This is a genomic window from Bacillus sp. FSL E2-8900 (assembly GCF_037966225.1).
Lineage (GTDB): Bacteria > Bacillota > Bacilli > Bacillales > Bacillaceae_G > Bacillus_A > Bacillus_A cereus.
In genome coordinates this window covers 3,850,953-3,870,395 of sequence record NZ_CP150193.1, presented here as the reverse complement: position 1 = coordinate 3,870,395, position 19,443 = coordinate 3,850,953, and the positions used below count along the sequence as shown (strand labels likewise).

The window sequence follows — 19,443 nt, the reverse complement described above, 5'->3', positions numbered from 1 at the left end:
ATATAAATGTAGGAAAAGGTTTTTCTTTTCTTGTTATTGGCAAAAATATATGTAGATTACATTGCCGTTATCACTTCGTGTTAGCGGCTATTTTTTTCATCGCCTGAAGAAATATGGTTTATAATAGGATTAAGGCGCAATAGACTGGTTAATAGCGGGACAAGACGAAAAATAGAAAAGAGAATTTCTTGTTTTGTGTAAATGTTTTTTATAATATTTGACATGTTGACAGATTATGAAATGAAAGTGAGTGATCCATGTGGATCTAACGCAAATTCAAAACCCTAGTTTTTTGAAAGATATGTCTATCAGTGAACTAGAGGGATTGAGTGAGGATATTCGTAAGTTTTTAATTGAAGAGCTCTCTCAAACAGGTGGACATATTGCACCTAATTTAGGTGTAGTAGAACTCACAATTGCTCTGCACAAATTATTTGATAGCCCGCAAGATAAATTTTTATGGGATGTAGGACATCAATCCTATGTACATAAAATTTTAACTGGACGCGCGAAAGAGTTTGGTACATTAAGGCAATATCAAGGTCTATGTGGTTTCCCGAAACGTTGTGAGAGTGAGCACGATGTATGGGAAACTGGTCATAGTTCGACTTCGTTATCGGCTGCAATGGGAATGGCTCTGGCACGTGATTTAAAGAAAACGAAAGAATATGTTATACCAATTATTGGAGATGGTGCTTTAACAGGCGGAATGGCTTTAGAGGCATTGAACCATATTGGACATGAAAAAACAGACATGATTGTTATTTTGAATGATAATGAAATGTCAATTGCACCAAACGTTGGTGCGCTTCATAATGTGCTCGGTCGTTTACGTACCGCAGGAAAATATCACTGGGTAAAAGATGAATTAGAGTATATATTAAAGAAAATCCCAGCAGTTGGCGGGAAAGTGGCTGCGACAGCAGAGAAAATAAAAGATAGTCTTAAATATTTACTAGTATCCGGTGTCTTTTTCGAAGAGTTAGGCTTTACATATTTAGGTCCAGTCGATGGACATGATTATGAAAAGTTATTCGAAACGTTGCAATATGCAAAGAAAACAAAAGGCCCAGTACTCGTTCACGTTATTACGAAAAAAGGAAAAGGTTATAAACCGGCTGAGAGTGACGTTATTGGAACTTGGCATGGAACAGGACCTTATAAAATTGAATCAGGTGACTTCGTTAAGCCGAAAGAAGTTGCACCAGCATGGAGTGCTGTCGTTAGTGAAACAGTACTTAAGCTAGCGAGAGCAGATGAGCGTATCGTAGCAATTACACCTGCAATGCCTGTTGGATCAAAACTTGAGAAATTCCAAAAAGAATTCCCAGATCGTATGATTGATGTAGGTATTGCAGAACAGCATGCTACAACAATGGCAGCAGGTATGGCAACGCAAGGAATGAAGCCATTCTTAGCGATTTATTCAACATTTTTACAAAGAGCATATGACCAAGTTGTTCATGATATATGCCGCCAAAATTTAAATGTTTTCATCGGAATAGATCGTTCGGGATTAGTAGGAGCAGATGGTGAAACGCATCAAGGCGTATTTGATATCTCATTCTTACGTCACTTGCCGAATATGGTGCTTATGATGCCGAAAGATGAAAATGAAGGGCAACATTTAGTTTATACGGCGATGCAATATGAAGATGGACCAATCGCATTGCGTTATGCGCGCGGTAATGGACTTGGCGTTCATATGGATGAAGAATTAAAGGCGATTCCAATCGGTACGTGGGAGACGTTAAAAGAGGGTACACAAGCAGCTATTTTAACGTTTGGTACGACAATACCAATGGCAATGGAAGCAGCTGAGCGTCTTGAAAAAGCTGGGGTTTCAGTGAAAGTAGTGAATGCTCGCTTTATTAAACCAATGGATGAAGCATATTTACATGATCTTCTAGGAAAGAATATACCGATTTTAACGATTGAAGAAGCTTGTTTAATCGGTGGTTTTGGAACAGGAGTAGTTGAATTTGCATCTGAAAATGGTTACCATAGTGCATTAGTTGAACGAATGGGTATTCCAGATCGCTTCATAGAGCACGGGAGTGTAACAAAATTATTAGAAGAAATTGGTTTAACGACAGATGCTGTTGTAGACCGTATTCATACAATGATTCCATCAAAACAAAAAAGGGCGTAACAAATGAGCGTAAAAAAAGAAAGAGTAGATGTACTATTAGTAGAGCGAGGACTTATAGAAACGCGTGAGAAAGCAAAGCGCGCCATTATGGCCGGACTCGTATATGCGAATGAGATGAGACTTGATAAGCCAGGAGAGAAAATCTCGCAAGATACTGAGATTACGGTGAAGGGACAAGTTATGCCGTATGTAAGTCGTGGTGGTTATAAACTTGAAAAGGCATTAGAGACATTTCATCTTGATTTACAAGATAAAGTTATGATAGATATTGGTTCATCAACTGGTGGCTTTACAGATTGCGCGCTTCAAAATGGAGCGAAATTATCTTATGCATTAGATGTAGGATACAATCAACTAGCGTGGAAATTACGTCAAGATGAGCGTGTTGTTGTAATGGAACGAACAAACTTCCGTTACGTGACACCAGCAGACTTAGAACGTGGTTTACCTCAATTTGCAAGTATTGATGTTTCATTTATATCATTAAAGCTTATACTGCCAGTTTTAAAAACAATGCTTATGCCTAACGGAGATGTAGCAGCGTTAATTAAACCGCAGTTTGAAGCTGGAAGAGAGCAAGTTGGGAAAAAAGGTATCGTTCGCGATAGAAAAGTACATGAAGCTGTTGTAGAAATGATTGTCGAGTTTGCTTTAAAAGAAGGCTATGATGTGGAAGGTTTAACATTCTCACCAATTACGGGTGGGGATGGTAATATTGAATTTTTAATTCATCTGAAATGGCATGGTGAACGTGAGAATGGCGAAAATCATTCTCCGATTTCTATAGAGCAAGTTGTTACAGAAGCGCATGAAGTTCTAAAACAAAAAGGGAAAGGGGAATAACATATGTTGTTCCTCTTTTTGCTGTAATTGTATAATGATTGTAAAAACAATTGTGTACAAGAAACGAATTATAAGTTAACATAAATAAGTGAAGTATACCAATGTTTAAACTATGGTAAGAGATAGTGTGAGGTGCAAATGTATGAATAAAGGTCAGCGCCATATTAAAATCAGGGAAATTATTGCAAACAAAGAAATTGAAACACAAGATGAATTAGTTGATATTTTACGTAATGAGGGATTTAATGTAACGCAAGCAACAGTATCGCGCGATATTAAAGAACTGCACTTAGTGAAGGTGCCATTACATGATGGGCGCTATAAATATAGCTTGCCAGCAGATCAACGATTTAACCCGTTACAAAAATTAAAACGAAATCTAGTGGATTCATTTGTAAAATTAGACACGGCAGGACATATGCTTGTGCTAAAAACATTGCCTGGTAACGCTCATTCACTTGGAGCACTTATTGATCATTTAGAGTGGGATGAGATCATCGGAACCATCTGTGGTGATGATACTTGCTTAATTATTTGCCGTACACCTGACGATACAGGTGTTGTCTCTGATCGTTTCTTAAATATGTTGTAACAAAAAATCTTGTTTGCTTTCCATCGTAAAGTGGAAAGTGAACAAGATATTTTTATTGGTTAAAAATATGAATTTTCAATTGTAATATAATATTTTGTTTGCATAAAGTTAGAAAATAGATGGATTGACCCGTAAAACAAATGTTTGGTACAATGAAGCGGGTTAGAAGAGTATATACATACAAATATATAGCATGATTATTTGAATGAAGAACTGAGAAAATCCTTTAGTAAGGGATTATTTTATAACGAGGTGAATGGGGCATTGTTATCGGAATTATCGATTAGAAACTTTGCTATTATTGAAGCATTAAATATTTCTTTTCAAAAAGGTTTAACGGTTTTAAGCGGTGAAACAGGGGCCGGAAAATCGATTATTATTGATGCAATTAGTTTACTTGTAGGTGGCCGTGGGTCAGCAGAATTTGTTCGATATGGAACAGAAAAGGCTGAGATTGAAGGGCTATTTTATGTTGAAGATGAGAAGCATCCATGTATTGAAAAGGCAGAAGAGTTAGATATAGAAATAGAAGATGGCATGATTATTTTAAAGCGTGATATTGCTGCGAACGGGAAGAGTGTATGTCGTGTAAATGGGAAGCTTGTTACACTTAGCATATTAAAAGAAATTGGGAAAACACTTGTTGATATTCATGGACAGCACGAAACGCAAGATTTAATGAATGAAGAACGACATCTGTTTATGCTTGATCACTTTGATGGGGATCGAATCGTTAAACAATTAGACATATATCAAAACGTATACGCTGACTATGAAAAATTAAAAAAACAATTGAAATCGTTAAGTGAAAATGAGCAACAAATGGCACATCGCTTAGATTTAATTCAATTTCAGCATGAAGAAATTCGCAAGGCGGATTTAAAGATGGATGAAGAAAATGAATTAACTGAGGAACGATTGCAAATTTCTAATTTTGAAAAGATTTATAAAGCGTTAGGTGATGCATATCGTTCGTTAAGTGCCGACGGACAAGGGTTAGATAATGTAAGAAGTGCAATGGGGCAAATGGAAAGTATTACACATTTAGATGAAGTGTATCAGGAAAATCATGATTCAATTGCAAATAGCTATTACTTATTAGAAGAGGTTGCCTATCAACTGAGAGAAAAGCTCGATATGATGGAATATGATCCAAATCGTTTAGATGAAATCGAAACACGTTTGAATGAAATTCGTATGCTAAAGAGAAAATATGGAAATACTGTAGAAGAGATTTTAGCGTATGCTGATAAAATTGAACAGGAAATTTTTACGATTGAAAATAAAGACGTTCATATTGAAACGACGAAGAAACAGTTGAAGGAATTAGAAAGTGTTATTCTGAAAGAAGCAACGTTGTTAAGTAATATGCGTCATGAACTTGCAGAACACCTTACAAATGCAATTCATCAGGAATTAAAAGAATTATATATGGAAAAAACGAAATTTGAAGTGAGAATTATGAAGAGAGAAGGAAATGCAGAAGAGCCCCTTGTGGAAGGTGCGCCGGTAAGACTTACGGCGGATGGTTACGATCATGTGGAATTTTATATTTCAACGAACCCAGGAGAGCCGCTAAAACCACTTTCAAAGGTTGCTTCTGGCGGAGAGTTATCTCGTATCATTTTAGCTTTAAAAAGCATTTTTTCTAAGCATCAAGGAGTTGCATCTGTTATTTTTGATGAAGTGGATACGGGTGTAAGTGGCCGGGTCGCGCAGGCTATTGCGGAAAAAATTTATCGAGTATCAGTAAACTCGCAAGTACTTTGTATTACGCACTTACCTCAAGTAGCTTCAATGGCAGATTCACATTTATTTATTCGAAAACAAGTAGCGAATGATCGGACAATTACATCAGTTACTGTTTTAACTATGGAGGATAAAGTAACAGAAATAGCTCGAATGATTTCTGGTGTGGAAATCACAGATTTAACGACGGAGCATGCGAAAGAATTACTTACGCAAGCACATCATTTTAAACAGACAGCAGAGGCTATCCAGTAATGGATAGCTTTTTTTCTCAAATGACGATTTCTTAATTCTTCCGGTTATAAATAAAGCACTGCAAGGAGAGATTAAAAAGTGAAGCCAAGAGGCTGAATGTGGGGTAGGAGCGAGGAGAGTGAACAAGTTGAAATTAGAAAAATTTCGAAAAATAATAGGTCTTTGTCTCCTTGTTTCTTTAGTTTTTATTGGATGTTTTAAACCGCTTCGAACGTTTATTTCATCACCGAAACAACTTGTTGTTTTTGAAGGACAACAATCAGAAATATCATCATTACCAGTTTTCAAAGCTTCATCCACAAATCGTCATGTATTTACAGTGAGTTCGAATGAACAAAAACAAGGACTTATGGTAAATTCTCATCAAAATGGTGAAGCTGATATGGTATTTCAGCTTGCTGGTTTTCCAGTGAAAAAAGTAAATGTGAAAGTGTTAAAAGATTTTAAAGTGATTCCAGGTGGACAATCAATTGGTGTGAAATTAAATACAAAAGGTGTACTTGTTGTAGGCCATCATTTAATTCAAACTGAAAAAGGTAAAATATCTCCTGGTGAAATAGCAGGTGTACAAATTGGAGATATGATTACTGAAATTAATGGTAAAACAATTGAAAGAATGAGTGATGTAGCACCGTTTATTCATAATAGTGGAGAAACAGGTGAACCGCTTAATCTTGTATTGTTAAGAGATGGAAAATATATTCGTACGAAGCTAACTCCACAAAAAGACAACGGTGAATCGTCTTATCGAATTGGCTTGTATATCCGTGATTCGGCAGCTGGAATTGGAACGATGACATTTGTTCATCCAGATTCTATGAAATATGGGGCACTTGGTCATGTTATTTCTGATAATGATACGAAAAAGCCGATTCAAGTCGAAGATGGACAAATTATGCGCTCGACAGTTACATCAATTGAAAGAGGTAGTCATGGGAATCCAGGGGAGAAATTAGCAAGATTCTCACCAGACCGTGAAGTGATTGGCAATATTACAATTAATAGTCCATATGGTATTTTTGGAAAATTAAATACGAATATGAAAAACGGTATAATGGATAAAGCGATGCCTATCGCATTATCTCATCAAGTAAAAGAAGGACCGGCAAAAATATTAACAGTTATTGATCAAGATAAAGTAGAAGCGTTTGATATTGAAGTTGTTAGTACAGTGCAACAAAAATTTCCAGCCACAAAGGGTATGGTAATAAAAGTAACAGATAAACGTCTATTAGCGAAAACGGGCGGTATCGTACAGGGAATGAGTGGAAGTCCAATTGTACAAAATGGAAAAGTAATTGGTGCTGTTACACACGTATTTGTAAATGATCCAACATCAGGATATGGTGTTCATATTGAATGGATGTTACATCAAGCTGGAATTAATATTTATGATCAAGAGAAAAAAGCGAGCTAATATATATTATTAGCTCGCTTTTTCTGTTGAAAAATTCGTTGAAATTTTGTAAAAGCTCCGCAAGAGGTGTTTTTTGTTGTAAAATAAAAGGAAAGGGTTGAACGTTTCGTTGTATTTCTATGATGGAATGTGTTGCGAAAGGGAATAAATGAACGATAAACATATTTTTTTGTGATTTTATCGGAAAGTAAGAAACTTTAAAAGGGAATTTTCACACAATTGTCGAACAATTCATGTAGCCTAGAAGGATACACATGTCGGAGAATCGATTCGGTAAGGGAGGAAAAGCTGTGGAGAAAATTAAAGTATGTCTTGTGGATGATAATAAAGAATTAGTATCAATGTTAGAGAGCTATGTAGCCGCTCAAGATGATATGGAAGTAATCGGTACTGCTTATAATGGTCAAGAGTGTTTAAACTTATTAACAGATAAGCAACCTGATGTACTCGTTTTAGACATTATTATGCCACACTTAGATGGTTTAGCTGTATTGGAAAAAATGCGACATATTGAAAGGTTAAAACAGCCTAGCGTAATTATGTTGACAGCATTCGGGCAAGAAGATGTGACGAAAAAAGCAGTTGACTTAGGTGCCTCATATTTCATATTAAAACCATTTGATATGGAGAATTTAACGAGTCATATTCGTCAAGTGAGTGGTAAAGCAAACGCTATGATTAAGCGTCCACTACCATCATTCCGATCAGCAACAACAGTAGATGGAAAACCGAAAAACTTAGATGCGAGTATTACGAGTATCATTCATGAAATTGGTGTACCCGCTCATATTAAAGGATATATGTATTTACGAGAAGCAATCTCCATGGTATACAATGATATCGAATTATTAGGATCGATTACGAAAGTATTGTATCCAGATATCGCAAAGAAATATAATACCACAGCAAGCCGTGTGGAGCGCGCAATTCGTCACGCAATTGAAGTAGCTTGGAGCCGTGGGAATATTGATTCTATTTCGTCCTTATTCGGTTATACAGTATCCATGTCAAAAGCAAAATCTACGAACTCTGAGTTTATCGCAATGGTTGCGGATAAGCTGAGACTTGAACATAAAGCTAGTTGAGAGTAAAAGTAGTAAGGGATTTAAGCTTTAGTAAAGCTTAATAATTCTTGAAATTGATACTCGATATCAAATTTAAAGCCAATAAACTTTTTAATGAAAGACCAATGAATGTTATAATTCGTTGGTCTTTTTATTTTGTTGAGAAAAAGAGATTATTTGATAGTGTGGAAAATAAAACCTATTTTCAGTAATATTACATGTAAGTGAGTTTTTTATAAGGCAATAAAATAGATATAGATAGGGAGAAGGGGAATGGAAAATAAAATTTCAACTTGGCTAGGAATAGTAGCAGCTATGGGAGTTCTTGCTATTGCAGTTACATTTGGAATGTTAGAACTTGCAGATAATCCAGTAGATAAAGAAGTGAGCGCTCAAATAGATAAAAAAGAAGACCAAACAATAGTAGGTAGAGAGGTGGATGGGGTCTTTGTTGATGTGTATGTTACTGAAAATTCTACTGAAAGCGAAGTCATTACAGCGATGCATCGCATGACTCATCAAAAAGTGGTGGCAGAACGAAAATCGGGCTCTATCCCAATGATTCAAAGTAATGCTAAAAAATTAAAAGAAATTATAAATAAGAGTAGCTTTACGAAGAAAAATGAACTTTTAGCAATTGCTGATAGATGGGCGAAAAAAGATTTTAGTAAAATTGTAGAAGATCACAATTATTTCTCGGATGCTCAAGAAGATAGCGTTTGTAAAGTAACTAGAGCAATGGATGCGTTAGAAGAGCAACATTATATTTTAACTACATTCGGGGAGGAAAAAGCGAAAGAACTATACGAATCAGGGGATGCTCCGCACGTTCAATAAAAAATAATATAAAGGGCTTCTAGTTTTTTTATGATCGTGTTTTTAGAACGCAATGGGGACTTATAAATAAATAGTCTGCTTTCTTTATGACGTGTAACAAAAAAAGAAAAGATGTGATTCATTATTAAATGATGAAGGAACGGCTAAATCACATCGTAGTACATCTGTTAAAGGATTTTAGTAGGAAAGGCATCCGTGATATAATAGAAAATAATAAAAAGTCCTGCAAAACAGGACTGTATTATTCTTCGTCTTTATTTTGTTTTTCTAATTCAACTAGCTTTTGAATTAAAATGTGCTGCGGCATATGCATGAGTTGTTCAAGTGGAACACCTAGTGCTTTTGATAAGCGGACTGCAGTATCTGGAGAGATTTGTAATGGTCTCATAGAAGTACCTCCTTTTTCGTATAGTATAGCATAAGATTGGGGGAGTGAGGATGACTCTTATATTTGCACATCGTGGTGCGGCTGGAACGTACCCAGAAAATACAATGATTTCATTTGAAGCGGCTGAGTCTTTTAGAGCGGATGGAATTGAACTTGATGTTCAATTAACGAAAGATGGAAAAGTTGTCGTCATTCATGATGAAACGGTGGACCGGACAACAAATGGAAAAGGCGCGGTTCGGAATTATGTATATGAGGACTTATGCAAGTTAGATGCAAGTTATAAATTTGGTGATAAAGTAGGTTTTTGTAAAATACCACTTTTAGAAGAGGTATTAGAATGGCTTGAACAAACGAGTTTGCTACTTAATATTGAACTTAAAAATAATAAAATTCCATACAGAGGTTTAGAGGAAGAAGTTATAACGCTTGTGCGGAAATTTAGTCTAGAGGATCGTGTTATATTTTCTTCGTTTAATCACTACAGTATGAAACGGTGCCATATGATGGCTCCTGATATTCAAACAGCAATTTTATATCGCGAAGGTTTGCATAGTCCGTGGGCATACGCGAAAAAAATGGGGGCTACAGCAGTACATCCGAATTATCGTTACCTTCAAGATGCTATTGCCGAACTAACGATGGAAAGTGGTGTAGAGGTTCGCCCTTATACAATTAATGAAGAAACGCTTATGCGTAAATATTTTGATATGAATATATCGGCGATTATTACTGATTACCCTGAAACGGCAAGAACGTTAATGCCAATAAAAAAATGAGACCGCGTGTAACGGTCTCATTTTTTTATTTATAAATAGTGGGGCATTCCTATCTTCTAAAGCGAGCTTGTACTTTATTTCGTTTACGGTCTCGGTGCAAGACGAAGCCACCGAAGATATAAAACCCGAGCCCGAAGCAGAGAGCGCCGATTAAAAATTGTAACCACAGTATAGAGATTGGTGGAAATAGAATCCCGAATACAGTATCTCTCATTAACTTTATACCAAACACAGCTAATGAAATAGGGATGAGTGCTAATAGTAGAGCAACGTAACGCTGCATACATAACGCTCCTTTTCAGATTATTTCGTATATTTTAATGATGTTATAGGGAAAGGGGGTTTGTCAAGAGGGTGCTGAACGAGTAAGATAAAAGTGTGAAAAAATTTGCAGAGTTACTTCGAGAGGAAGTGGGATATATGAAACAAAAAGTATTAATTGTTGGTGCAGGTGAAGGCGGGAGCGCACTGCTGAATCTGTTACAAAGTTCGAATATATTTCAAATTATAGGGATTATTGATATAAATCCGTTGGCAAAAGGACTACAAATTGCTAAGGAATACGGGATTGCAATTGGAGAAAGTGTAACTCCATTTCTTTCTATGCATATTGATGTAATATTTGATATGACAGGTGAAGATGATGTGCATAAGGTTTTATTGGAAAAAAAGAAAAAAGACACTCTTCTTATACCAGGTGATATCGCAAAAATTGTTACAGGATTAGCGCATGAGAAGGAAGGGCTAATTGGGCGATTAGAGGAACAAACGCAACAAGGAGAATTAATTTTAAATTCTACACATGATGGCATGATCGTAATTGATCGAGAGGGACAAGTTCGTCTTTTTAATAAAAGTGCAGAGCGTATTATCGGATATAAAAAAGAAGAGGCGATAGGAAAATATATTTTAGAAGTCATTCCAACTAGTAAATTACTTCGCATTATACGTACGAAACAAATAGAAGTAAATTATGAACTAACATTAGAGAATGGAAAGAAAATTATTACAACGCGTATACCGATATTAAAAGAGGGCGGAGAGGTACAAGGGGCATTTGCAATTTTTAAAGATATAACAGAAGTTGTAGATTTAGCGGAAGAAGTTACAGATTTAAAGGAAATTCAAACACTATTAGAGGCAATTATTAACTCATCTGAAGAAGCAATTTCGGTTGTGGATGAAAAAGGAAGAGGTTTAGTCATTAACCCGGCATATACGAAATTAACGGGTTTAACAGAAGAAGATATTATTGGGAAGCCTGCTACAACTGATATTGTAGAAGGCGAAAGTATGCATATGAAAGTACTTCGAACGCGTCGTGCGGTGCGCGGAATACATATGAAGATTGGGCAAAAAAAGCGCGATGTAATTGTAAACGTGGCACCAGTCATTGTGGATGGAATATTGAAAGGAAGCGTCGGCGTTATCCGTGACGTGTCGGAAATTCAAAAGTTAACAAATGAATTGAATAGAGCAAGGCAAATTATTCGCACATTAGAAGCGAAATATTCATTTGATGATATTGTCGGGAATTCAGATGAAACAACGGCAGCTATCGAACAGGCGAAGCTAGGAGCAAATACACCAGCAACAGTACTGTTACGCGGTGAATCTGGGACTGGTAAAGAATTGTTTGCACATGCAATCCATAATGGAAGTAATCGAAAATACAATAAGTTCGTCCGTGTAAACTGTGCGGCCATTTCGGAGACGTTGTTAGAAAGTGAATTATTTGGTTATGAGGAAGGGGCGTTTTCTGGAGCGAAAAGAGGCGGGAAACGTGGGTTCTTTGAGGAAGCAAATAACGGTAGTATTTTTTTAGATGAAATAGGGGAGTTATCTGCAAATACACAAGCGAAACTCCTTCGTGTACTGCAGGAAAAAGAAATTGTAAAAGTTGGTGGAACGAAAGCGATACCTATTAATGTTCGAGTAATTGCAGCGACGCATGTGAATTTAGAAAAGGCTATTCTAGAAGGGAAGTTTAGGGAGGATTTATATTATCGATTAAATAAAATCCCAATTCAAATTCCATCTCTTCGTCAACGTAAAGGAGATATACCGACAATTGCGGACAGATTGATTCAAAAAATTAATCAAGATTACGGTCGTAATGTAGAAGGGCTCACTGATTCAGCCATTTTATATTTACAATCATACGAATGGCCAGGGAATGTGAGGGAACTTGAAAATATTCTGGGAAGAGCTATTATCTTTATGAATTATAACGAGACCTATATTGATGTACACCATTTACCGCCATTACATAACGAAGAGCAGGTGGAGTCAAAGCAATCTCATTTATTACCTGAATTAGAAGAAAAGCCACTTGAACATTTAGTGACAGAGTTTGAAGGGAATATTATTCATGAATATTTGGAGAGATTTGATGGGAATAAAACGCAAACTGCAAAAGCGTTAGGAATTTCCGTTCGAAATTTATATTACAAGCTAGAAAAGTATGACCATGCAAAAAATAGCATGCAATAAATTGCGTACCGTGCAATTTATTGCATGGTATACAAAAAGTGACAAAATAAGACAGAATCTTTTGTTATTTTCCAAAGTATTGATTTTACTGCATTTTGAATGCGTTTTCATTATTGGTAAGACCACTTTTAAAAGTTGGCACGGTATTTGCTTTATAAATAGACGAGGGACGACGGAAAGGGTTGATTACAAAATATGAAGTTAGAATACTTAATTGATCAAGCAGCAGGGAAGCCTAAAAAAACTGTGGCTGTAGCAGTAGCTGAAGATCATGAAGTAATTGAAGCTGTAGCGAAAGCAATTAAATTACAGCTAGCTCAATTTCGTCTATATGGAAATCAAGAAAAAATAATGGGGATGCTAGAAGAACATGGTTTACAAACTTCAGAACATGTTGAAGTGATTGCAGCAATGTCTAGTGCAGAGGCTGCAGAACTTTCTGTTAAAGCTGTGAGAAATGGTGAAGCAGACGTGCTTATGAAGGGGAACATCCCAACAGCGAATATTTTGAAGGCTGTGTTAAACAAAGAGTGGGGCCTACGTAAAGGTAGCGTACTTTCACATGTAGCAGCATTTGAAGTTCCAAATTACGATCGTCTTATTTTCGTTACAGATGCAGCGATGAACATCGCACCTGATGTAACACAAAAAGCTGCTATTATACAAAATACTGTAGAAGTTGCCCGGGCAATAGGAATCGACTTGCCAAAAGTGGCACCAATTGCAGCAGTAGAAGTTGTGAATCCAGCGATGCAGGCGACAATTGATGCAGCGATGTTAACACAAATGAATCGCCGCGGACAAATTAAAGATTGTATCGTTGATGGACCACTTGCTTTAGATAATGCAGTATCACAAATTGCAGCAGAGCATAAAGGCATAGTAAGTGATGTAGCAGGTAAGGCAGATATTTTACTCGTCCCAACGATTGAAGCTGGAAATGTGCTATATAAATCACTCGTATACTTTGCGGATGCAAAAGTAGGAGCAATGATTGCTGGCGCAAAAGCACCGATTGTTTTAACATCTCGTGCTGATTCAGCAGAAACAAAAGTATATTCATTAGCATTGGCAGTTGCGACTGCTTCAAAATAAACCAAAAAGGGTAAAACATTAGGGGGAAACGACAATGACATTAGAAATCTTCGAATACTTAGAAAAATATGATTATGAGCAAGTAGTATTTTGTCAAGATAAAGAATCTGGTTTAAAAGCAATTATTGCAATTCATGATACAACACTTGGACCGGCTCTTGGTGGAACAAGAATGTGGACATATGATTCTGAAGAAGCGGCGATTGAAGATGCATTGCGTCTTGCAAAAGGGATGACATACAAAAACGCAGCAGCTGGTTTAAACTTAGGTGGTGCGAAAACAGTAATTATCGGTGATCCTCGTAAAGATAAGAGCGAAGCAATGTTCCGTGCACTAGGACGTTATATCCAAGGACTAAACGGACGTTACATTACAGCTGAAGATGTTGGTACAACAGTAGATGATATGGATATTATCCATGAAGAAACTGACTTTGTAACAGGTATCTCACCATCATTCGGTTCTTCTGGTAACCCATCTCCGGTAACTGCATACGGTGTTTACCGTGGTATGAAAGCAGCTGCAAAAGAAGCTTTCGGTACTGACAATTTAGAAGGAAAAGTAATTGCTGTTCAAGGCGTTGGTAACGTAGCATATCACCTATGCAAACATTTACACGCTGAAGGAGCAAAATTAATTGTTACAGATATTAATAAAGAAGCTGTACAACGTGCTGTAGAAGAATTCGGTGCATCAGCAGTTGAACCAAATGAAATTTACGGTGTTGAATGCGATATTTACGCACCATGTGCACTAGGCGCAACAGTTAATGATGAAACTATTCCACAACTTAAAGCAAAAGTAATCGCAGGTTCTGCAAATAACCAATTAAAAGAAGATCGTCATGGTGACATCATTCATGAAATGGGTATTGTATACGCACCAGATTATGTAATTAATGCAGGTGGCGTAATTAACGTAGCAGACGAATTATATGGATACAATAGAGAACGTGCACTAAAACGTGTTGAGTCTATTTATGACACGATTGCAAAAGTAATCGAAATTTCAAAACGCGATGGCATAGCAACTTATGTAGCGGCAGATCGTCTAGCTGAAGAGCGCATTGCAAGCTTGAAGAATTCTCGTAGCACTTACTTACGCAACGGTCACGATATTATTAGCCGTCGCTAATCATTCATATATAACTTTTACAAAAGGTGTGGTTACCTCTTATGAGGTTTCCACTTCCTTTTGAATTTATTAGTGGAGGTAGCAACATTGTCTGTAAATCGAATTCTTGTTATTAACCCAGGTAGTACATCCACAAAAATTGGTGTTTTTGATAATGAAAGACCCGTTCTAGAAGAAACGATTCGTCATGACGTAGAACAGATTGGAAAATATAAGAGAATTATCGACCAATATGAGTTTCGAAAAGAAACGATTTTAGAAGTTCTACATTCTCATGGTATTAACATTTCAAAATTAAACGCTGTTTGTGGGCGTGGTGGATTACTTCGTCCAATCGAAGGCGGTACGTATACAGTAAACGATGCGATGTTAGAAGATTTGAAAAATGGCTTTAGCGGTCATCACGCTTCAAACCTTGGAGGCATTTTAGCATATGAAATTGCTTCTGGATTAAACATTCCTGCATTCATTGTAGATCCTGTCGTTGTAGATGAGATGGAGCCGGTTGCTCGTATAAGTGGCATTGCTGGTATGGAACGCAAAAGTATCTTCCATGCATTAAATCAAAAAGCAGTTGCTCGTAAAGTAGCTGAACAGTTAAATCACAAATACGAGGATTTAAATTTATTAGTTACACATATGGGCGGTGGTATTACAGTTGGTGCTCATAAAAAAGGAAGAGTAATCGATGTGAATAACGGTTTAAACGGAGAAGGACCATTTAGTCCAGAGCGCGCTGGTACAGTACCAGTAGGGCAACTAGTAGAAATGTGTTTCTCTGGTGAGTATTACCGTGATGAAATGATTAAAAAACTTGTCGGACAAGGTGGACTTGTAAGTTTAATCGGTACAAATGATGCGATTAAAGTAGAGCAAATGGTTGAAAAAGGTGATCCTGAAGCAACTCTTATTTATAAAGCAATGGCATATCAAGTTGCAAAAGAGATTGGCGGAGCTAGCGCTGTACTTCACGGGAAAATCGATGCAATCGTATTAACTGGTGGACTGGCATACAGTAAAATTCTTGTCGATGAAATAAAAGAGCGAGTGGACTGGATTGCAGATGTTATCGTACATCCAGGCGAAGATGAGTTAGAAGCGTTAGCAGAAGGAGCACTTCGTGTATTACGTGAAGAAGAAGCTCCAAAAGAATACGTTGTACGTGAAAAAGAAACGGTAGCTAGGGGTTGAGATAATGGCAAAAGAATATGATTTAGTCATCGTTGGCGGCGGTACTGGTGGATATGTTGCTGCAATTCGTGCATCACAACTAGGGTTAAAAACTGCACTAGTCGAAAAAGAAAATCTTGGTGGTACTTGTTTACACAAAGGATGTATTCCTAGTAAAGCTCTTTTACGTAGTGCGGAAGTATATGCAACTGCTAAAAAAAGCGAAGAGTTCGGAGTTATTGCAAGCAATGTAGAACTAAACTTTGCGAAAGTACAAGAGCGTAAAGAGAAGATAGTAACGCAGCTTCATAAAGGCGTTCAACATTTAATGAAACAAGGTAAAATTGATGTGTTTGAAGGTATTGGCCGTATTCTTGGCCCATCTATTTTCTCTCCGATGCCAGGGACAATTTCAGTTGAACTTGCAAGTGGAGAAGAGAATGAAATGTTAATTCCAAAAAATGTACTTATTGCAACAGGTTCTCGTCCAAATTCATTACCAGGTTTAGAATTAGATGGAGAGTACGTAATGTCTTCAGATCATGCTCTAAAAATGGAAACGCTTCCTAGTTCGATTATTATCGTTGGTGGCGGTGTAATCGGTATTGAGTGGGCATCTATGCTTGCTGACTTCGGTGTAGAAGTTACAGTATTAGAGTATGCGAAAACGATATTACCACTAGAAGATCAAGACGTTTCAAAAGAAATGCAACGTCTATTCAAGAAAAAAGGTATTAAAGTGGTAACTGGTGCAAAAGTATTACCAGAAACATTGGTAAAAGATAATGGAGTAACAATCCAAGCTGAACACAACGGTGAAAATAAAGAATTTAAAGCAGAAAAAATGCTTGTATCTGTAGGAAGACAAGCGAATACGCAAAATATTGGCTTAGAGAACACAGATATCGTTGTGGAAAAAGGATACATTCAAACAAATGAGTTTTATCAAACGAAAGAATCGCATATTTACGCAATTGGAGATGTAATCGGTGGCCTGCAACTTGCTCACGTTGCTTCTCATGAAGGAATTGCTGCAGTAGAACATATTGCAGGGAAAGAAGTTACACCAATTGATTACTCTATGGTATCAAAATGCGTATATAGCAGTCCAGAAGTTGCTTCTGTCGGTTTAACAGAACAAGAAGCGAAAGAAAAAGGCTATAAGTTAAAAGTAGGTAAGTTCTCATTCCGCGCAATCGGAAAAGCACTTGTATACGGAGAATCAGATGGTTTCGTAAAACTTGTAGTTGATGAAGAGACAAATGACATTCTTGGTGTTCATATGATTGGACCACATGTAACAGATATGATTTCTGAAGCGGGTCTTGCAAGAGTACTTGATGCAACACCTTGGGAAGTAGCACATACAATTCATCCGCATCCATCATTATCTGAGGCGATTGGTGAAGCAGCACTTGCTGTAGATGGAAGAGCGTTACACGCATAAAAATGTGGATTTAGGAGGTTATGAAAAATGGCAGAAGTAAAAGAAAAGCGCCATGAAGAGCTTGGCTTAAGTGATGAGCAAGTATTAGAAATGTTCCGTACGATGTTACTTGCACGTAAAATTGACGAACGTATGTGGTTATTAAACCGTGCTGGTAAAATTCCATTCGTAATTTCTTGTCAAGGACAAGAGGCTGCACAAGTTGGAGCGGCGTTCGCTCTTGATAGAGAGAAAGATTATGCATTACCATACTACCGTGATATGGGTGTTGTACTAGCATTTGGTATGACAGCTAAAGAGCTTATGTTGTCTGCTTTTGCGAAAGCTGGAGATCCAAACTCTGGTGGTCGTCAAATGCCTGGTCACTTCGGTCAAAAGAAAAATCGTATTGTTACAGGTTCATCTCCAGTAACAACACAAGTACCACATGCAGTTGGTATTGCACTAGCTGGAAAAATGGAGAAGAAAGATTTAGTAACGTTCGTTACATTTGGAGAAGGTTCTTCAAACCAAGGTGACTTCCATGAAGGGGCAAACTTTGCTGGTGTACACAAACTACCTGTTATTTTTATGTGTGAAAATAACAAATATGCAATCTCTATTCCAGTTGAAAAACAATTAGCATGTAAAAACGTATCAGATCGTGCGATTGGTTACGGTATGCCTGGATATACAATAGACGGAAACGATCCACTTGCAGTATATAAAGCTGTAAAAGAAGCAGCAGATCGCGGTCGTCGTGGTGAAGGACCAACTTTAATTGAAACAGTATCATATCGTTTAACAGCACATTCTAGTGACGATGATGATCGTGTTTATCGTGATAAAGAAGAAGTAGAAGAAGCAAAGAAAAAAGATTCAATTATAACATTCGCGGCTTATTTAAAAGAAGCTGGTGTATTAACTGAGGAATCGGAAAAACAAATGTTAGATGAAATTATGCATATCGTAAATGAAGCAACAGAATATGCAGAAAATGCTCCGTATGCAGCACCTGAAGATGCATTGAAGCACGTATACGCAGAATAGGGGGGAACGTTTCATGGCTGTAATGTCTTATATTGATGCTATTACATTAGCAATGCGCGAAGAAATGGAACGCGATGAGAAAGTATTCGTTTTAGGAGAAGATGTTGGTAAAAAAGGTGGCGTGTTTAAAGCGACACACGGTTTGTATGATCAATTTGGTGAAGATCGTGCGCTTGATGCACCGCTTGCAGAATCTGCAATTGCTGGAGTAGCAATTGGTGCGGCAATGTATGGGATGCGTCCAATCGCTGAAATGCAGTTTGCTGATTTCATCATGCCAGCAGTAAACCAAATTGTTTCTGAGGCAGCAAAAATTCGTTATCGTTCTAATAATGATTGGACTTGTCCAGTTACAATCCGTGCACCATTTGGCGGGGGTGTTCACGGTGCATTGTATCATTCGCAATCTGTAGAAGCGATGTTTGCAAACCAACCAGGTTTAAAAATCGTTATCCCTTCTACACCATATGATGCAAAAGGTTTATTAAAAGCAGCCATTCGTGATGAAGATCCAGTATTATTCTTCGAACATAAACGTGCATATCGTTTAATTAAAGGTGAAGTGCCGGAGGATGACTACGTATTACCAATCGGAAAAGCAGATGTAAAACGTGAAGGTGATGATATTACAGTTATCACGTACGGATTATGTGTTCATTTTGCTCTTCAAGCGGCTGAAAAGTTAGCACAAGATGGCATCTCTGCACACATTCTTGATTTACGTACTGTATATCCATTAGATAAAGAAGCAATCATTGAAGCAGCTTCTAAAACAGGTAAAGTTCTTCTTGTAACAGAAGACAATAAAGAAGGAAGCATTATGAGTGAAGTGGCAGCAATTATTGCTGAAAACTGTCTATTTGATTTAGATGCGCCAATCGCACGTCTTGCAGGTCCAGACGTTCCAGCAATGCCATATGCACCAACAATGGAAAAATTCTTTATGGTAAATCCAGATAAAGTTGAAAAAGCAATGCGTGAACTTGCGGAATTTTAAT

Annotated in this window: 17 protein-coding genes; 15 read left to right on the top strand and 2 right to left on the bottom strand. The window is 37.2% G+C overall.

The window, feature by feature from the left end; all coding sequences use genetic code 11:
* Positions 1-259: 259 nt before the first annotated feature.
* The 7 genes from dxs to NST90_RS19675 all read left to right on the top strand — a co-directional run bounded on the left by dxs (position 260) and on the right by NST90_RS19675 (position 8,909).
* The gene (gene dxs / locus NST90_RS19705) at positions 260-2,152 is read left to right on the top strand and encodes a 1-deoxy-D-xylulose-5-phosphate synthase (protein WP_000366452.1); all 1,893 of its coding nucleotides are present in this window, start codon (positions 260-262) and stop codon (positions 2,150-2,152) included.
* A gap of 3 nt (positions 2,153-2,155) precedes the next feature.
* A complete protein-coding gene (locus NST90_RS19700) occupies positions 2,156-2,995 on the top strand; it encodes a TlyA family rRNA (cytidine-2'-O)-methyltransferase (protein ID WP_000111875.1) in 840 nt (279 codons plus the stop codon).
* A 142-nt stretch (positions 2,996-3,137) separates the two neighbouring features.
* Entirely contained in the window at positions 3,138-3,587 is a 450-nt protein-coding gene (argR, locus tag NST90_RS19695) for an arginine repressor ArgR (protein WP_001032580.1), read from the top strand.
* 264 nt (positions 3,588-3,851) lie between these two features.
* Positions 3,852-5,591, top strand: coding sequence for a DNA repair protein RecN (recN, locus tag NST90_RS19690; RefSeq protein ID WP_000947767.1), 1,740 nt, complete (start codon positions 3,852-3,854; stop codon positions 5,589-5,591).
* 118 nt (positions 5,592-5,709) lie between these two features.
* Positions 5,710-7,008: a SpoIVB peptidase gene (gene spoIVB, locus NST90_RS19685; RefSeq protein WP_002024767.1), complete on the top strand. Its 1,299-nt coding sequence runs from the start codon at positions 5,710-5,712 to the stop codon at positions 7,006-7,008.
* A 290-nt stretch (positions 7,009-7,298) separates the two neighbouring features.
* Complete coding sequence (spo0A, locus tag NST90_RS19680) at positions 7,299-8,093, top strand: sporulation transcription factor Spo0A (protein WP_283748087.1); 795 nt, start codon at positions 7,299-7,301, stop codon at positions 8,091-8,093.
* 252 nt (positions 8,094-8,345) lie between these two features.
* Positions 8,346-8,909: a PRK06770 family protein gene (locus NST90_RS19675; RefSeq protein ID WP_000428229.1), complete on the top strand. Its 564-nt coding sequence runs from the start codon at positions 8,346-8,348 to the stop codon at positions 8,907-8,909.
* 241 nt (positions 8,910-9,150) lie between these two features.
* On the opposite strand, the gene NST90_RS19670 is transcribed toward NST90_RS19675, so the two are convergent.
* Positions 9,151-9,297, bottom strand: a complete 147-nt coding sequence (locus NST90_RS19670; RefSeq protein WP_001247671.1) for a YycC family protein — start codon at positions 9,295-9,297, stop codon at positions 9,151-9,153.
* A 50-nt stretch (positions 9,298-9,347) separates the two neighbouring features.
* On the opposite strand from NST90_RS19670, the gene NST90_RS19665 reads away from it, so the two are divergent.
* A complete protein-coding gene (locus NST90_RS19665) occupies positions 9,348-10,076 on the top strand; it encodes a glycerophosphodiester phosphodiesterase (protein ID WP_000172583.1) in 729 nt (242 codons plus the stop codon).
* A gap of 49 nt (positions 10,077-10,125) precedes the next feature.
* Here NST90_RS19665 and NST90_RS19660 read toward each other — a convergent pair whose 3' ends face one another.
* Positions 10,126-10,359: a DUF2627 domain-containing protein gene (locus tag NST90_RS19660; protein ID WP_001190211.1), complete on the bottom strand. Its 234-nt coding sequence runs from the start codon at positions 10,357-10,359 to the stop codon at positions 10,126-10,128.
* A gap of 137 nt (positions 10,360-10,496) precedes the next feature.
* Here NST90_RS19660 and NST90_RS19655 point away from each other — a divergent pair, with 137 nt between their 5' ends.
* The 7 genes from NST90_RS19655 (at position 10,497) to bfmBAB (ending at position 19,442) form a co-directional block, all read left to right on the top strand.
* Entirely contained in the window at positions 10,497-12,569 is a 2,073-nt protein-coding gene (locus tag NST90_RS19655) for a sigma-54-dependent Fis family transcriptional regulator (protein WP_033666632.1), read from the top strand.
* Between the two features lie 195 nt (positions 12,570-12,764).
* Positions 12,765-13,664 carry a phosphate butyryltransferase gene (yqiS, locus tag NST90_RS19650; RefSeq protein WP_000764668.1) on the top strand — a complete coding sequence of 300 codons (900 nt, stop codon included), beginning with the start codon at positions 12,765-12,767 and terminating at the stop codon, positions 13,662-13,664.
* 34 nt (positions 13,665-13,698) lie between these two features.
* A complete protein-coding gene (locus NST90_RS19645; protein ID WP_000171355.1) occupies positions 13,699-14,799 on the top strand; it encodes a leucine dehydrogenase in 1,101 nt (366 codons plus the stop codon).
* 87 nt (positions 14,800-14,886) lie between these two features.
* The gene (gene buk / locus NST90_RS19640) at positions 14,887-15,990 is read left to right on the top strand and encodes a butyrate kinase (protein ID WP_000115781.1); all 1,104 of its coding nucleotides are present in this window, start codon (positions 14,887-14,889) and stop codon (positions 15,988-15,990) included.
* A gap of 4 nt (positions 15,991-15,994) precedes the next feature.
* Positions 15,995-17,416 (top strand): dihydrolipoyl dehydrogenase, encoded by a 1,422-nt coding sequence (lpdA, locus tag NST90_RS19635; RefSeq protein ID WP_001051289.1) that lies wholly within the window; start codon positions 15,995-15,997, stop codon positions 17,414-17,416.
* 27 nt (positions 17,417-17,443) lie between these two features.
* Complete coding sequence (gene bfmBAA, locus NST90_RS19630; protein ID WP_000852551.1) at positions 17,444-18,445, top strand: 3-methyl-2-oxobutanoate dehydrogenase subunit alpha; 1,002 nt, start codon at positions 17,444-17,446, stop codon at positions 18,443-18,445.
* Between the two features lie 13 nt (positions 18,446-18,458).
* Positions 18,459-19,442, top strand: coding sequence for a 3-methyl-2-oxobutanoate dehydrogenase subunit beta (gene bfmBAB, locus NST90_RS19625; protein ID WP_000290071.1), 984 nt, complete (start codon positions 18,459-18,461; stop codon positions 19,440-19,442).
* Position 19,443: the final 1 nt, after the last annotated feature.

Coding starts and splice junctions, on each gene's coding strand:
- NST90_RS19645 (WP_000171355.1), top strand. CDS start 13,699: ATGACATTAGAAATCTTCGAATACTTAGAAAAATATGATTATGAGCAA.
- NST90_RS19700 (WP_000111875.1), top strand. CDS start 2,156: ATGAGCGTAAAAAAAGAAAGAGTAGATGTACTATTAGTAGAGCGAGGA.
- bfmBAA (WP_000852551.1), top strand. CDS start 17,444: ATGGCAGAAGTAAAAGAAAAGCGCCATGAAGAGCTTGGCTTAAGTGAT.
- NST90_RS19675 (WP_000428229.1), top strand. CDS start 8,346: ATGGAAAATAAAATTTCAACTTGGCTAGGAATAGTAGCAGCTATGGGA.
- NST90_RS19660 (WP_001190211.1), bottom strand. CDS start 10,359: ATGCAGCGTTACGTTGCTCTACTATTAGCACTCATCCCTATTTCATTA.
- NST90_RS19670 (WP_001247671.1), bottom strand. CDS start 9,297: ATGAGACCATTACAAATCTCTCCAGATACTGCAGTCCGCTTATCAAAA.
- argR (WP_001032580.1), top strand. CDS start 3,138: ATGAATAAAGGTCAGCGCCATATTAAAATCAGGGAAATTATTGCAAAC.
- bfmBAB (WP_000290071.1), top strand. CDS start 18,459: ATGGCTGTAATGTCTTATATTGATGCTATTACATTAGCAATGCGCGAA.
- yqiS (WP_000764668.1), top strand. CDS start 12,765: ATGAAGTTAGAATACTTAATTGATCAAGCAGCAGGGAAGCCTAAAAAA.
- NST90_RS19655 (WP_033666632.1), top strand. CDS start 10,497: ATGAAACAAAAAGTATTAATTGTTGGTGCAGGTGAAGGCGGGAGCGCA.
- lpdA (WP_001051289.1), top strand. CDS start 15,995: ATGGCAAAAGAATATGATTTAGTCATCGTTGGCGGCGGTACTGGTGGA.
- NST90_RS19665 (WP_000172583.1), top strand. CDS start 9,348: ATGACTCTTATATTTGCACATCGTGGTGCGGCTGGAACGTACCCAGAA.